Source organism: Ruegeria sp., assembly GCF_028066395.1.
Lineage (GTDB): Bacteria > Pseudomonadota > Alphaproteobacteria > Rhodobacterales > Rhodobacteraceae > Ruegeria.
The window spans coordinates 12,649-27,291 of the sequence record NZ_JALCBM010000061.1; the positions used below are offsets into that span (position 1 = coordinate 12,649).

Genomic DNA, 14,643 nt, shown 5'->3' on the forward strand with positions numbered 1-14,643 from the left:
GCGCAGGCCGTCCAATAGCCGCGCTTGCCCGGCACCGGCCCGACCAGAGGGTTGCCATCGGGCGAGAAGGTGAACGCGCCGTTCACCCATGTCTTGATCCCGACATTCTGGATCGACGGGTAACGTTCAAAGCCCAGCGTCAATTCGTTCTCGATCCGGTCGAGCTGTTCCTGAAACAGCTCCTCGCCATAGTTCCACGGCGCACCGTCCATGGCCCAGTGTTCGTGATCGACCTCGTAGATACCGACCAGAACGCCCTTCTGGTCCTGCCGCATATAGGTGAAGCCTTCCAGATCCACGGTCATCGGCATCTCGAAATCCGCCGCCGCGACCTCGGGCACCGAGTCGGTGATCAGATAGTGATGTTTCAGCGGCGAGACCGGTAGTTCCACCCCGGCCATGCGCCCCACCTGCTTGGCCCAGAGGCCCGCCGCGTTGACCACATGTTCGCAGGTGATGGTGCCCTTATCCGTGACCACTTCCCAACCATCGGCGGTCTGGGTCAGGCTTTCGACTTTGGTTTCCTCGTAATACTCAGCACCGCGTTTCTTGGCCGCCGTGGCATAGGCCTGCACCGTGCCGGTGGTGTCGATATAGCCTTCACGGTCCGCCCACATCGCACCCAAAACGCCATCGGTGGACATGATCGGGCAACGGCGCTGCGCCTCTTCCGGGGTCAGCAATTCGCAATCGTCAATGCCGATGGACTGGAAGATACGGTAGTTGGCCTGCAGCCATTCCCAGCGCTCGGGCGTTCCGGCCAGCGTCAGACCTCCGGTCATGTGCAAGCCGATATTCTGGCCCGATTCCTTTTCGATCTCGCTAAGCAGGTCGATGGTATAGGCCTGCAACGACGCCATGTTCGGATCGGCATTCAGCGCGTGAATGCCGCCCGCCGCGTGCCAGGACGAGCCCGAGGCCAGTCGCCGCCGTTCCAGCATGACCACATCGGACCAACCGAACTTGGCCAGATGATACAGAACCGAGGCGCCCACAACGCCGCCCCCGATGACCACAACGCGATATTGGGATTTCATCGCCTTCTCCCCTGAATGTCTCGCGGGGACGCTAGCGGCACTGTTCACTTCTGTCTAGACATTTCTGTCCAGTTCATTTCACACCCCGGTTAGACGCGCCATTACAGGGCTAAAGCTGCGCGCTGGGTCTGGCCTTGATGGCGTCGAACCACGCCTGCGTTGCAGTATTCCCGGCAGGGATACGCATCTTGATGACGCGGGCGAAATCGACAAACACGAAGGTTGAGATATCGGCCAGCGAAAACGCCTCACCCGCGATAAAGGGGCTGTCCTGCAACCGTGATTCCAGCAGATCAAAGAACCTCGCCACCCGGTCCTGCCCGCGCTGCGCCAGTTCGGGGATTTGTGCGTAGTTGACCGGCCCGGGGATGGCGCGATCTTTGAAAGCAGGATGCGTGTTGCGCAGAACCTCAGCAATCGGCGCGCCGCCTTGCTGTTCGACGATGGAGTTCCACATCAGCACCGCGCCTTTTTCATCCGGGGTGCGCCCCATCAGGGGCGGTTCGGGGAAACGCGCCTCAAGATAGGCGGCGATGCCCAGATTTTCGGTCAGGGCCGTGCCCTCATCCGTCACCAGAACCGGAATCGTCGCCCTTGGGTTCACCGCGCGGAAAGCCTCACCCAATTGCTCGCCCTTGGCGATCGAGATATCGCGGGTTTCGATCTGCAGCCCTTTTTCGGCGATGAACATCCGCGCCCGGCGCGGGTTTGGCGCGGTTGAGCAATCGTAGAACAGCATGTCGGTCCCTCCCCCTTGGTGTCACAGGCAGGTTAGACCGTCCCCGGACCCGCACGCGAGTCGGACCCTACGGCATTTCAGCGTTGGTAGATAAAACAGCGCCCTTCGACGGCACCTTCGGGCAGGAGCAGCTCGGTCAAACCGTCGAAATACATCCGGTCACTGGACACCATCAGCCCGCCCGACGCCAACAGGGGTTCGATCAAAGGCGAGACGAGGCGCGCAAACGCATCGTTCTTGGCTCGGTTATGCCCGCCCAGATCGGCATGGATCAGACTGGCCGAGGCGCCAAAACGGTCGACCGAGGCCGGCAGCGTCTCACGCACATCGCCCAGAATCACCAGATCATCGGGCGGCGTCGAATCCGGGTGCGAGGCCACCGCGCGCTCGAACACATAGACCGGGCGGTCCTGAATATGCTGGATCATGTGATGATAGGTCCGCCCGTTGCCCAGCCCAAGCTCAAAGACCGGGCCGGTCTGCCCCGCCGTCTGCGCGATGGCGAAATCCAGACAGGCGCGCTGCGACACCATGCGGTCGATAAACAGATCAAGGCGGCTTTGATGGTCGGACACGGGGCGAAACCTCTTTTCATTCAAGCGACACTTACCCGGTGCCGCTGGCGGCGTTGATGACAAAATCTCAAGACTTTGTGTAGTCGCGGTGCCCTTATTTTCACAAAACCGCGACAATTGGGTTAAAGAAGGTGTTTGACTACCCCGCACCAACCGCGCGAGACTGCGCCAAAAAAGACAGGGAGAAGAGAACGCCGATGTCATTCCACGGCCAACCGGGTGGAATACCCGTATGACTGCGTTGTTGTCCGTCCGGGATCTGAGCATCGGGTTTGGCGCGGGTCCTGACGTTGTTCAGAACGTCAATTTCGATGTCGCGCCGGGGCAAACGCTGGCTTTGGTGGGCGAATCGGGGTCGGGCAAGACCATCTCGTGCCGGGCAGCGCTGCGCATTCTACCGCGCACGGCGCAGATTCGCAGCGGCACCATTACGCTGAACGATTCCAAGGGCACCGCCGAACTGACCACGCTGAGCGAGCGTGAAATGCGCTCAATCCGCGGCAATCGGGTGTCGATGATCTTTCAGGAACCGATGCGATCCCTGTCGCCGCTGCACAAGATCGGCAATCAGGTCAGCGAAGTTCTGTGGCTGCATCGCGGCGCGTCCGAGGCGCAGGCCCGCAAAGAGGTGCTGACCCAGTTCGAACGTGTCGGCTTCCCCGATCCGCAGCGGGCGTATGACTCCTATCCGTTCGAACTGTCCGGCGGCATGCGCCAGCGCGCGATGATCGCCATGGCTATGGTGTCCCGCCCTGAACTGCTGATCGCGGATGAGCCGACCACGGCGCTGGACGTGACCACGCAGGCGCAGGTGCTGGGCTTGATCAAGGAATTGCAGCGCGAAACGGGCATGGCGCTGATTCTGGTTACGCATGATCTGGGCGTTGTGGCCAATATGGCCGAGCAGGTCGTGGTCATGCACAAAGGCCGCGTGATGGAGGCCGGACCTGCCGCGCCGATCCTGACCGCACCTGCACATCCTTATACCAAGCAGCTGTTCGATGCCGCGCCCGAGATACCGGATCAGGATGCCGTGGGTCTGCCGATGCCGGACGAAGACCTGATCCTGCAAATGTCCGATGTGTCAAAGACCTATACCATGCGCTCTACCCGGGGCTGGAAGGCGGACCGGATGATCCATGCCTGCCGGGGCGTGGATTTGAAACTGGCGCGCGGCAAGACATTGGCAATTGTGGGCGAAAGCGGCTCGGGCAAAACCACGGCGGCACGGATCGCATTGGGGGCGGAACTGCCCGACCCCGGCGGTCAGGTCCTGTTTCGCACCTCAGCCGACGCTGAACCGATCACCGTGCATCAGATGTCGCGTGAGGAACGCACGGCGTTTCAACGCAAGGCGCAGATGGTGTTTCAGGACCCCTATAGCTCACTCAGCCCGCGCATGCGCATTCAGGACGCGATGACTGAGCCGCTGGAAATCCATCGCATCGGCACCACCGCCGAACAACGCGACAAGGCGGCCGAGATGTTGCAGCGGGTCGGGCTGAACTCCGATATGCTGAAACGCTATCCGCACGCGTTTTCGGGCGGCCAGCGGCAACGCCTGTCGATTGCGCGTGCGATGATGCTGGACCCGGCGCTGATTGTCTGTGACGAGCCGACCTCGGCCCTGGATGTGTCGGTGCAGGAGCAAATCCTGACCCTTCTGGAAAACCTGCAGGACAGTCTAAACCTGTCCTATCTGTTCATCTCGCACGACCTTGCGGTCGTGGCCCGCATCGCCGACGAGGTTGCTGTCATGCGGCAGGGGCTGGTGGTCGAACAGGCCCCGCCCGAGACGCTGTTCTACAACCCTCGTCACCCCTACACCAAGGCGCTGATCGCTGCCCAGCCGGAACCCGATATCAACCGCCCGATCGACCTGAAACTGGTCGCGTTGGGCGCAGGTTCGCCAGACAGTTGGGATGACGCCTTTCGTTTCTCGGACTCCGTGATACCTTCCTTGATAGAGATGGAGCCCGGCCATAAGGTACGTTGCCATGTTTAAGACCACTCGACATCTGCTTTTGGGGCCGGTTTTGGCCCTGCTGGGGACGCTGCCCGCCACGGCAGATGTACCCGCCAACCTACAGGAAAGCACCTTTTGGCAGGCCGAGGTCGACAGCGGGGATCTGCCCCCCGTGGGCGAACGTGTTCCCCAAGATCCACTGATCGTCGATCTGGCCGCCAAGGGCCGCGATTTCGGGACGCCGGGCGGCACGCTGCGCACCATGGTCACACGGTCCAAGGACATCCGACAGATGGTCGTCTACGGTTATGCACGTCTGGTGGGCTTTGACCACAATTACGAAATCGTCCCCGACCTGCTGGCCGGGTTCGAAAATGAAGACCATCGCAAGTTCACCCTGCGCCTGCGGGACGGCCATAAATGGTCCGACGGCACGCCCTTTACCTCGGAAGATTTCCGGTACTGGTGGGAGGATGTGGCGAATAACGAATTGCTCAGCCCCTCAGGCCCGCCGGATTTTCTGCTGGTCGAAGGCAAACCCCCGACAGTCAGCTTCCCGGATGAGACCACCGTGGTTTTTGAATGGGAAGACCCGAACCCAAACTTCCTGCAATCGCTTGCACAGGCGCGCCCACCGTTCATCTATCGCCCGTCCGAGTTCCTCAAACAGTATCATGAGAAATTCGCCGACGCCGAAGAACTGGCCTTTCAGGTCGAAGATGCCCGCGTCAAAAGCTGGGCGGCGCTGCATAACAAGCTGGATAACCTCTACAAATTCGACAATCACGAGTTGCCGACCTTGCAGCCCTGGCTGAACGCAAGTTCGGGAAAGAAAATCCGGCACAACTTTGTCCGCAACCCCTATTACCACCGCATCGACAGCAACGGCGTGCAACTGCCCTATATCGACGTGGTCGAGATGGAGATCGTGGCCCCCGGCCTTGTCGCCGCCAAGACCAATGCAGGCGAAAGCGACCTGCAAGGGCGCGGGCTGGCTTTCCGCGATGCCTCGATCCTGAAAAAGGGCGAGGAAGAGGGGAACTATAAGACCTTACTGTGGAAAACCGGCGTTGCCTCGCAGATCGCGATCTATCCGAACCTGAATTTCGAAGACGATGGCTGGCGCGAAGTTCTGCGCGATGTCCGCGTGCGCCGCGCCCTGTCGCTGGCGATTGATCGCAAGACGATCAATCAGGCGCTCTATTTCAAGCTTGCCCATCCCGGTGCGATGTCGGTCCTGCCTGCGTCTCCGTTCTATGACGAGGAAAACGCCACCGCTTGGTCGCAATACGATATCGACAAGGCCAACGCCCTGCTGGACGAGGCCGGACTGACCGAGCGTGACCGGGACGGCACCCGCCTGCTGCCCGATGGCCGCCCGATGGAACTGGTGATCGAAACGGCTGGCGAGCGGCAGGAGGTTGAAAATGCCCTGCAAATCGTCACCGACACCTGGCGCGAAATCGGCGTTGATCTGGTGATGCGCCCGCTGGACCGCGACATCCTGCGCAACCGCGTGTTTGCGGGCAGCACCATGGCTTCGGTCTGGTTCGGCTGGGATGACGGCATCCCGCAGATGCACACCTCACCCGCCTATCTGGCGCCAACGGATCAGGTGTTTCTGGCCTGGCCCAAATGGGGGCAATTCTATCAGACCGGCGGCGATGTCGGCGAACAGCCCGACATGCCCGAGGCCGAACGCCTGATGCAGCTGGCCCATGAATGGGAGCTGGCCACAACAGACGAAGAACGCAAGGCCGTCTGGACCGAGATGCTGAAAATCCACGCCCAGCAGCTGTATGCCATCGGTATTCTGAACGGCGCGCCGCAGCCGATTGTGGTGTCCAACCGTCTGCGCAACGTGCCGGAACAGGCCATGTGGGCGTGGGAACCCGGCGCGCATTTCGGCATTCACCGCCCGGACGAATTCTATTTCGCCGACTGACTGGGAGCACTTAAATGATCATGCTCCGCTATGCGGTGTATCGCTTTTTCACCATGCTGCTGACGCTGCTGGTGGTCTCGGTTCTGATCTTCGTGATCATCAACCTGCCGCCCGGCGATTATCTCAGCAACCAGATCGCGGAACTGCAGGCCTCGGGCCAGTCCGCAGGGGTGGCCAAGGCTGAATTCCTGCGCAAGGAATATTCGCTGGACCGTTCCTTGCCCGAACAATACCTGATCTGGATGGGCTTCTGGCCCGGCCCGCACGGGTTCGAGGGGCTGCTGCAAGGCAATTACGGCTGGTCCTTCGAATTTGACCGTCCCGTGCGTGAGATTGTCGGTGACACGCTGTGGCTGACCGTCGTGGTCAATCTGGCCGCCATCCTGTTTGTCTATGCTGTGGCGCTGCCGCTGGGCGTGATCGCCGCCGCGCGGTCGCGGACATGGATCGACTATACCTCGGCCTTTGTGGGCTATCTGGGCCTGGCCACGCCGAACTTTCTGCTGGCGCTGATCCTGTTCTATTACGGGCATCGCTATTTCAACCTACCTATCGGTGGGCTGATGGACCCGTCTTTCGAAGGCCAACCGATGAGCTGGGAAAAGCTGAAATCCATCCTGATCCACCTGATCGTCCCGACCTTCGTGATCGGCACGTCCGGAGCCTCGGCCATGATGCAGCGCCTGCGGGCGAATATGCTGGATGAACTGGGCAAGCCCTATGTGGAAACCGCTGTGGCTAAAGGCATGGCCCCGTCGCGAATGCTGACGAAATATCCCCTGCGCGTGGCCTTCAACCCCTTCGTGGCTGACATCGGCAATCTTCTGCCCTCGATGGTGTCGGGCTCGGTTCTGGTCTCGGTCGTGCTGGGCTTGCAGACCATCGGCCCGACCCTGCTGACCGCGCTCAAGACGCAGGACCAGTTCCTGTCGGCCTTCATCCTGATGTTCGTGGCGCTGCTGACCCTGATCGGCACCATGATCTCGGACATTCTGCTGGTCATGCTCGACCCGCGCATCCGGTATGAGGGGCGCGAGGCATGACCCACAATCCCGACGACCGCTATGTCGACGACGCCCCGTTCGACCCGCAAGCCGCCCTGCAACAGCTGGAGCGTGCCGATCTGGACGCCCCCAACTGGGTGCTGGTCTGGCGTAAGTTCAAAACGCACAAGCTGGGCCTGATCTCGGGCATCTTCTTGCTGCTGTGCTATCTGATGCTGCCCTTCGCCGGGTTCATCGCCCCCTATGGGCCGAATGACCGGAACGGAGAGCACCTGTATGCCCCGCCGCAATCGATCAACTGGTTCCATGATGGCGAATTCATCGGACCATATGTCTATCCCACCGTAGCCGAGGCCGATCTGGAGACCTTCCAGTGGAAATTCGTCCCCGACACCGAAGACCCGCGCCCGATCCGGTTCTTCTGCGAAGGGTCCGAATACAAGCTGGCCGGGCTGATCCGATCGGATACCCACCTGTTCTGCGCGCCCGAAGGTGCCACACTGTTCCTCTGGGGCTCCGACCGGCTGGGCCGTGATGTGTTCAGCCGCATCCTCTACGGCGCGCAATTGTCGCTGACCGTGGGTCTGATTGGCATCTCGGTGTCGTTCTTTTTGGGCATCCTCTTCGGGTCCATGGCCGGATATTTCGGCGGCAGGATCGACTGGGTGATCAACCGCGTGATCGAAATCCTCCGCTCGCTACCAGAACTACCGCTGTGGCTGGCGCTCTCCGCCGCCGTTCCGTCGAACTGGAGCCCTGTTGCGGTGTTCTTCATCATCTCGATCATCCTCGGCATTCTCGACTGGCCCGGCCTTGCCCGATCCGTTCGCGCCAAATTCCTGTCCCTGCGGGAGGAAGAATATGTGCGCGCGGCCGAGATGATGGGCGCAAGCTCGGGCCGGGTGATCCGCAAGCACCTGCTGCCGAATTTCATGTCACATCTGATTGCCTCGGCCACCCTGTCGATCCCGGCGATGATCCTTGGCGAGACGGCACTTAGCTTCCTGGGACTCGGGCTGCGAGCCCCGGCGGTCAGTTGGGGGGTGATGCTGAATGACGCGCAGAACCTGGCCTCGATCGAGATTTACCCGTGGACGGCGATCCCGATGCTACCGATCATCGTGGTGGTGCTGGCCTTCAACTTCCTCGGCGACGGTCTGCGCGACAGCCTGGACCCGTATCAGCAATGACCCTGCTCTCCGCCCTTCCTCCGGCGGATGCCTATACGGTCACCGGATCGGGCCAGCGGCCCAGCGCCTTTGCCGTATCCGAACTGGCCACCGCCAGTTTCGCCGCGGTGGGGCAGGAGCTGGCCCGTCTGGTCACCGCACTGAACCTTGATGCCAAGGCACCCGAGGTTTCAGTCGATCACCGGCTGTCCTCGCTGTGGTACGGGTATTCCTTCAAACCCGACGGGTGGGAGATGCCCAGCCTCTGGGACGCGATAGCGGGCGATTATCAGGGGGCAGATGGCTGGATCAGGCTGCACACCAACCTGCCCCACCACCGCGCCGCCGCATTGAAAGTGCTGGAGGCCAATGCCGACAGGGACATCGTCACCAAAGCCATCAAAGACTGGCAGATCGCCGATCTGGAAACCGCCATCGTGGCTCAGGGCGGGGTCGCCGCCGCCATGCGCAGCCGGTCGGACTGGCAAGACCACCCCCAGGGCCGCGCCGTCGCGCGTGAACCGCTGATCGGCTGGAACGGCCCCCGCAACATCACCCTGCGCGACCGACCGCAGGCCACCGCCACGCGCCCGTTGGCCGGTCTGCGCGTGCTGGACCTGACCCGCATTCTGGCCGGTCCGGTCTCAACCCGCACGCTGGCGGGTTTCGGGGCCGAGGTGCTGCGCATCGACCCGCCGGGATGGGACGAGCCGGGCGTGATCCCCGATGTTTCGCTGGGCAAACACTGCGCCTATCTGGACCTGAAATCGCCCGCAGGGTTGGAGCGTCTGAAAGACCTGCTGACGCAAGCGGATGTCTTCGTCCACGGATACCGCCCGGGCGCGCTGGATGCGCTGGGGCTGGGCAAACCCGAACGCGACAGGCTGGCCCCCAACCGGATTGAGGTCACGCTGGACGCCTATGGCTGGCAAGGCCCATGGGCCACGCGGCGCGGCTTTGACAGCCTTGTGCAGATGAGCACCGGGATTGCCGATACCGGACGCATCTGGGCCGAAGCCGACAAACCCACCCCATTGCCGGTGCAGGCGCTGGACCACGCCACCGGCTATCTGATGGCCGCCGCCGTCCTGTCCGCCTTGGCCGAGGCCGCATCCGGTCAGGCCATCATGGATGCCCGCCTGTCGCTGGCCCGCACGGCCGAGTTGCTGGCAACGCTTGCCAAAACCGGCACCGGCGACGACATCACGTCCGCCGACACCAAGGATTACAATCCGACAACCGAAGACTCCGGCTGGGGCACTGGCTATCGCCTGAAATCAGCCCTGACCGTTGGACAGGCAACAATGAACTGGCGCCTGCCCGCTGCGAAACTGGGCACCGCCCAACCTGAATGGCCGTTGCTGGCAACCTGACCCGACCGCCGCGCGGAACGCGCGGCCCGGCCCAACGCTTTGAACGGTGTCTCGTCAGAGACACAGACCAAAGGGGCGGGAGGACTCCCTAGCGATCATCCCCGCCGGGGCCGATTTCATCCAGCATCTCTTCGTCAATCGCCGCCTGAACCGCGCCCGTGACAGCCTCGCGCTGTTTAGGCGTCAGGTCTTCGGACTTCTTCTCATCCGCCAACCGCACGGTCACCTCGCGGTGGGCAAAGCGGATACCTTCACGCGCAAATAACTCGCGGATTTCCTGATAGACCTTCTTGCGCACCAGCCATTGGTCGCCCGGCTTGGTCATGAACTTGACCCGGATGATCATCGCCGAATCCTGCATTTCGATCACGCCCTGCGACTTCAGCGGCTGGATAAAGTTCTCGCCAATCACCGGATCGGTCAGCAATTGCTGACCCAGCTTCTTGATCAGCTTGCGCACCTTCTCGACATCGGTGTCATAGGTCACCCGCAGGGGCAGCTTCATGATCACCCAATCGCGCGAATAGTTGGTCAACACCTTGATCTCGCCAAACGGGATCGTGTTCAGCGCCCCAAGATGGTGGCGCAGCTGGAAGGACCGGACCGAGATCTTCTCGACCGTCCCTTTCACATCCCCGATGTCAATATACTCACCCTTGCGGAAGGCGTCATCCATCAGGAAGAACGCGCCCGAAAAGATGTCGCGTACCAGAGTTTGCGAGCCGAAGCCCACCGCCAGACCCACCACACCGGCGCCCGCAAACAGCGGGCTGACATTGATGCCCAGCTCCATCAGCGTGATCAACCCGATGGTGACCACAACCACCGCCAATATCGCGCCCCGGAACAGCGGCAACAGGGTTGCCAGACGGCTCTGCCCGCCTTCACCGCCTTCATCGCCCAGTTCCGCCTCGGCCCCGCTATCTTCGGTTTCTTCGGCGATCTTGCTGTCGATCCAGATGCGGAAGAAGTGAAACAGGATGTAGCCAATGAACAGGATCACCATCACATCCAGAGCACGCTCGATCGGCAGTTCCTCACTCCAGCTCGCTTGCGGGTTCCAGATCACGGCCAGCGCATAAAGCCCGACCACAAAGGCGAGAATCCCGGCCACCCGGCGGGCGAGATCTTCGTAGGTCAGGATCGTGTGCTGGCGCTTTTCAGCCTCGGGCGTGGGCGCGGGATGCTCGGTATCGTCCTCTTCCGGCATCGCCTCGGCGTTGATTTCTTCTATCTGCCGGTTGCGGTCGAAATACCGCTCTAGCAGATAGTTCATCGCGCCATAGGCAACCACGACCGACATGAAGATGGCATAGCTGCTGGCCACGATGGGGATCGAATCCTCGACCTCAAGCACCAGATCAACGGCCAGCTTGAACCAGCTGAACACCATGTACAGGACCAGAACCGGCGCCCATCCCAGCGAGATCACCCGCAAGATCCACGACACCTGATCCGTCTTGCGACCGCCACGAATGGCGTTGGAAATGGCGCGGGCGTTGAACAGGATCATCAGCACATTGCCCAGCGCACCCACCAGAGTCAGGCTACCATAGACCATGGCATAGACGTTGTAGTTCAACCCGAAATCCGCCACCCAGGTGGCAAACAGCACCACCGAGATATCATAGGTCGCCAGGGTCGACGCCCAGATATACAGCCGCTTGGCATCACGATCGGCAAAGGGCGCCAGACGATACTGGCTCAGGTAGGGCGACAGCACCATGCGCCACAGATCGGACACGGTGCGCGACAGGAAGAATGCAGTGAAAATCGCCGTAGCTGTGAACTGGATCGAGATATCGTTTTCCCAGCCGAAAATCAGATACCCGGCAATCGCCGCCATCACCATGGCAAAGATCGTGGCACCGATGCCCATGACAAAGCGAAACACCAGAAACGGCATCTTTTCCCGATACCCTTGCGGATTGTCCTTGATCCGCGCCACAACCCAGCGCCGCGCGATGCGCTTGCCGTAGATTTCAATCGACAGCCAGCGCCCCAGAAGCAGGAACAGGATGTTCCAGCCCAGCACCTGAACATAGGTGAAGATACGCCCGTCCGGGCTGGTCTGCCGTAGAACGTACTGCACCTCGAACACTGAATAGGGCAATGCCTCTAGGCGGGAACGGACGGATTCGCGGAATGTCGAAAGCCTCTCCTGCGCTTTCATCAGCTGCGACCCTTCGGCCATCGGATCGGTCGCGGCGGCCTCTGCATCCGGGGCGGTCCCCGGTTCGCTGGCCGAGGCGATCTGGCCCGCACTGTCGATCACAATCACGCTGGCACCGGCTTCGGTGGCCGAACGGATGGCAGCGGCCAGATCGCCTTCGGGTGCGGTGGTTTCCTCAGGCGTGACGCCCGGATAACCCGGGATCAGCGATGTCTGCGCCGCCGCGCCCGTGACAAGGGTCAGGAACACCAGGATCAGCCCGGCCAGAAAATTCGTTTTCATAGTGTCTTGCATCCAGTTCGCAGGTGGCGGTCAGATTACAGAAGCTGCCCGGCCAGTACAAATCTTCCCACAATCTTTCCCAATTTCGTGTCCCACCCGTGTTCCCGGCGCAATGGTGGTCATAATGTATTTCCAAGGCTTCAAAAATTGAATATGACAGCTTTGGAGAACCTGCATGCTGAGGGGGACGGATCCGAGTGATCCGGCAGGTGTTTCACCGTCACAAGGACGCTGGCAAGCTGTTGCCAAATCGCAATGCTTGCCGCCTTTGCGACGGTGCAAAAGCCCCTTTGGCAAGCATGGGTTAAAGATATACGGTAACAGGTGCAAACGCGCGGATTTGCACGAAAACCCGAAACAGGCGAAGGCATGGGTCCAGGGACGACGAACGAAAAACAAGGCCGCGCTCCGCGCATTTTGTTCTACAGCCACGACACGTTCGGGCTGGGCCATTTGCGCCGCTCGCGGGCGCTGGCCTCGGCCATCACGCAGGCGGACCCGCGCGCCTCGGCCCTGATCCTGACCGGGTCACCCGTGGCCGGGCGATTCACCTTTCCCCGCCGCGTTGACCATGTGCGTCTGCCCGGCGTCACCAAACGCTCGGACGGGTCTTATGCCGCGCGCACCATCGGCATGGGAATCGATGAGGTGACCGAGCTGCGTTCGGGCCTGATCCAGACCGCAGTGCAGCAATTCGACCCGGATGTCCTGATCGTTGACAAGGAACCCACCGGGTTCCGGGGTGAACTGCTGCCGACGCTGGAACATCTCGAACATTCGCGCAACACGCGGCTGGTGCTGGGCCTGCGCGATGTTTTGGACGAGCCCGAAGTTCTGGCCGCCGAATGGCAACGCAAGGACGCCATCGCCGCGACCGAGCGGTTTTATGACGAGATCTGGGTCTATGGCCTGCGCTCGGTCTATGACCCGACCGAGGGCCTGCCGCTGAGCCCCGCAACACAGGGGCGCATTCACTGGACCGGCTATCTGCGCCGCGATCTTGGCCCCGTCGGCGAAGCGCCCGAGCAACCCTATATCCTGATCACGCCCGGCGGCGGCGGTGACGGCAAGGCGATGGTCAATCTGGTCCTGTCGGCCTATGAGAAAGACCCCGATCTGTCGCCCCGCGCAATCCTGGTCTATGGCCCTTTCCTGTCGGGCGAGCTGCGCGAGGATTTCGAAACCCGCGTTGCGGCGCTGAACGGGCGGGTCACTGCGGTGGGTTTTGAATCCCAGATCGAAACCCTGTTCGCCGGGGCGGCAGGCGTTGTCTGCATGGGCGGCTACAACACGTTTTGCGAGGTTCTGTCCTTTGACAAACGCGCCGTGATCGTGCCGCGGACCACGCCGCGTCTGGAACAATGGATACGCGCCTCGCGCGCCGAAGAGATGGGGCTGGTGCGGATGCTGGACGAAACCCGCGACGGGTTGACGGCGGATGCGATGATCCGCGCGATCCGCGACCTGCCACAGCAGCCAGTGCCCTCGCAGGCGATCCGCGCCGGGCTGCTGGACGGGCTGAAATATGTCACCCACCGCATTGACGCCCTGCTGGGCGCGGAACCCGAGCGCGCCACCGGATGACCCAGACAGGCCCCAAGCTGGCGGTGCTGGTCAAAGGTTGGCCGCGCCTGTCCGAGACGTTCATCGCGCAGGAACTGGTCGCCTTGCAGGAGGCCGGGCACAATTTCGACATCTGGTCGCTGCGCCACCCGACCGACACCAAACGGCACCCGCTGCATGACCGGTTTCAGGGTCAGGTGCATTACCTGCCGGAATACCTGCATGACGAGCCGGACCGCCTTGTCACCGCCCGCGCGGCAGCGACCCGCCTGCCCGGCTATGCGCAAGCCTATCAGGTCTGGCGACAGGATCTGCGGCGCGATCCGACCCATAACCGCATCCGCCGCTTCGGTCAGGCTTGCGTGCTGGCTGCCGAATTGCCACCCGAGACCCGCGCGCTGTATGCGCATTTCATGCACACGCCCTCCTCGGTCGCGCGCTACGCCGCGATCATACGCCAATTGCCGTGGAGCTTTTCGGCCCACGCCAAGGACATCTGGACGTCGCCCGAGTGGGAGAAACGCGAGAAACTGCAAGCGTCCACCTTTGGTGCCGCTTTCGGGGCCACCTGCACCGCCGTCGGGGCTGAGCACCTGCGCGGGCTGGCCGACGATCCGGCGCGGGTGGACCTGATCTACCACGGGCTCGACCTGTCGCGTTTTCCAGCCGCCCCTGAGCGGGAATTGCGCGCGGCGGATGGGCCGTTTCACATGCTCTCGGTCGGGCGGCTGGTCGAGAAAAAGGGTTTTGATCGGCTGATCGACGCTTTTGCCTTGCTGCCGGAAACGCTGGATTGGCACTGGACCCATATCGGCGG

Annotated in this window: 10 protein-coding genes and 1 pseudogene; 7 read left to right on the forward strand and 4 right to left on the reverse strand. The window is 61.8% G+C overall.

Annotation, left to right across the window (positions count from 1 at the left end; translation table 11 throughout):
* From MPJ51_RS16960 to MPJ51_RS16970, 3 genes are all read right to left on the reverse strand, one after another.
* Positions 1-1,037, reverse strand: a 1,037-nt coding sequence (locus MPJ51_RS16960) for an FAD-dependent oxidoreductase (RefSeq protein WP_298389131.1), incomplete at its 3' end; no start/stop codon positions are given.
* Between the two features lie 109 nt (positions 1,038-1,146).
* Positions 1,147-1,776 carry a glutathione S-transferase gene (locus MPJ51_RS16965; protein WP_298389113.1) on the reverse strand — a complete coding sequence of 210 codons (630 nt, stop codon included), beginning with the start codon at positions 1,774-1,776 and terminating at the stop codon, positions 1,147-1,149.
* A gap of 77 nt (positions 1,777-1,853) precedes the next feature.
* Positions 1,854-2,351: a class I SAM-dependent methyltransferase gene (locus tag MPJ51_RS16970; RefSeq protein WP_298389114.1), complete on the reverse strand. Its 498-nt coding sequence runs from the start codon at positions 2,349-2,351 to the stop codon at positions 1,854-1,856.
* 232 nt (positions 2,352-2,583) lie between these two features.
* On the opposite strand from MPJ51_RS16970, the gene MPJ51_RS16975 reads away from it, so the two are divergent.
* Genes MPJ51_RS16975 through MPJ51_RS16995 form a run of 5 tightly spaced genes read left to right on the forward strand, consistent with a single transcriptional unit; the run spans position 2,584 to position 9,808 of the window.
* Positions 2,584-4,356 carry an ABC transporter ATP-binding protein gene (locus MPJ51_RS16975; RefSeq protein WP_298389116.1) on the forward strand — a complete coding sequence of 591 codons (1,773 nt, stop codon included), beginning with the start codon at positions 2,584-2,586 and terminating at the stop codon, positions 4,354-4,356.
* Complete coding sequence (locus MPJ51_RS16980) at positions 4,349-6,262, forward strand: ABC transporter substrate-binding protein (protein WP_298389118.1); 1,914 nt, start codon at positions 4,349-4,351, stop codon at positions 6,260-6,262. Before MPJ51_RS16975 ends, MPJ51_RS16980 begins: the two co-directional genes overlap by 8 nt.
* Positions 6,263-6,276: 14 nt before the next feature.
* Positions 6,277-7,305 (forward strand): ABC transporter permease, encoded by a 1,029-nt coding sequence (locus tag MPJ51_RS16985; RefSeq protein WP_298389119.1) that lies wholly within the window; start codon positions 6,277-6,279, stop codon positions 7,303-7,305.
* Positions 7,302-8,456, forward strand: a complete 1,155-nt coding sequence (locus MPJ51_RS16990) for an ABC transporter permease (protein ID WP_298389121.1) — start codon at positions 7,302-7,304, stop codon at positions 8,454-8,456. The genes MPJ51_RS16985 and MPJ51_RS16990 overlap by 4 nt, the downstream gene beginning before the upstream one ends.
* Entirely contained in the window at positions 8,453-9,808 is a 1,356-nt protein-coding gene (locus MPJ51_RS16995) for a CoA transferase (protein WP_298389123.1), read from the forward strand. Before MPJ51_RS16990 ends, MPJ51_RS16995 begins: the two co-directional genes overlap by 4 nt.
* A gap of 88 nt (positions 9,809-9,896) precedes the next feature.
* Here the strand turns inward: MPJ51_RS16995 and MPJ51_RS17000 are convergent, their stop codons facing one another.
* Entirely contained in the window at positions 9,897-12,263 is a 2,367-nt protein-coding gene (locus MPJ51_RS17000) for a mechanosensitive ion channel domain-containing protein (protein ID WP_298389125.1), read from the reverse strand.
* A 369-nt stretch (positions 12,264-12,632) separates the two neighbouring features.
* On the opposite strand from MPJ51_RS17000, the gene MPJ51_RS17005 reads away from it, so the two are divergent.
* Positions 12,633-13,847 carry a hypothetical protein gene (locus MPJ51_RS17005; protein WP_298389127.1) on the forward strand — a complete coding sequence of 405 codons (1,215 nt, stop codon included), beginning with the start codon at positions 12,633-12,635 and terminating at the stop codon, positions 13,845-13,847.
* Positions 13,844-14,643 (forward strand): annotated as a pseudogene (locus MPJ51_RS17010) (colanic acid biosynthesis glycosyltransferase WcaL); the annotation flags it as partial. The gene MPJ51_RS17005 and the pseudogene MPJ51_RS17010, both read left to right, overlap by 4 nt.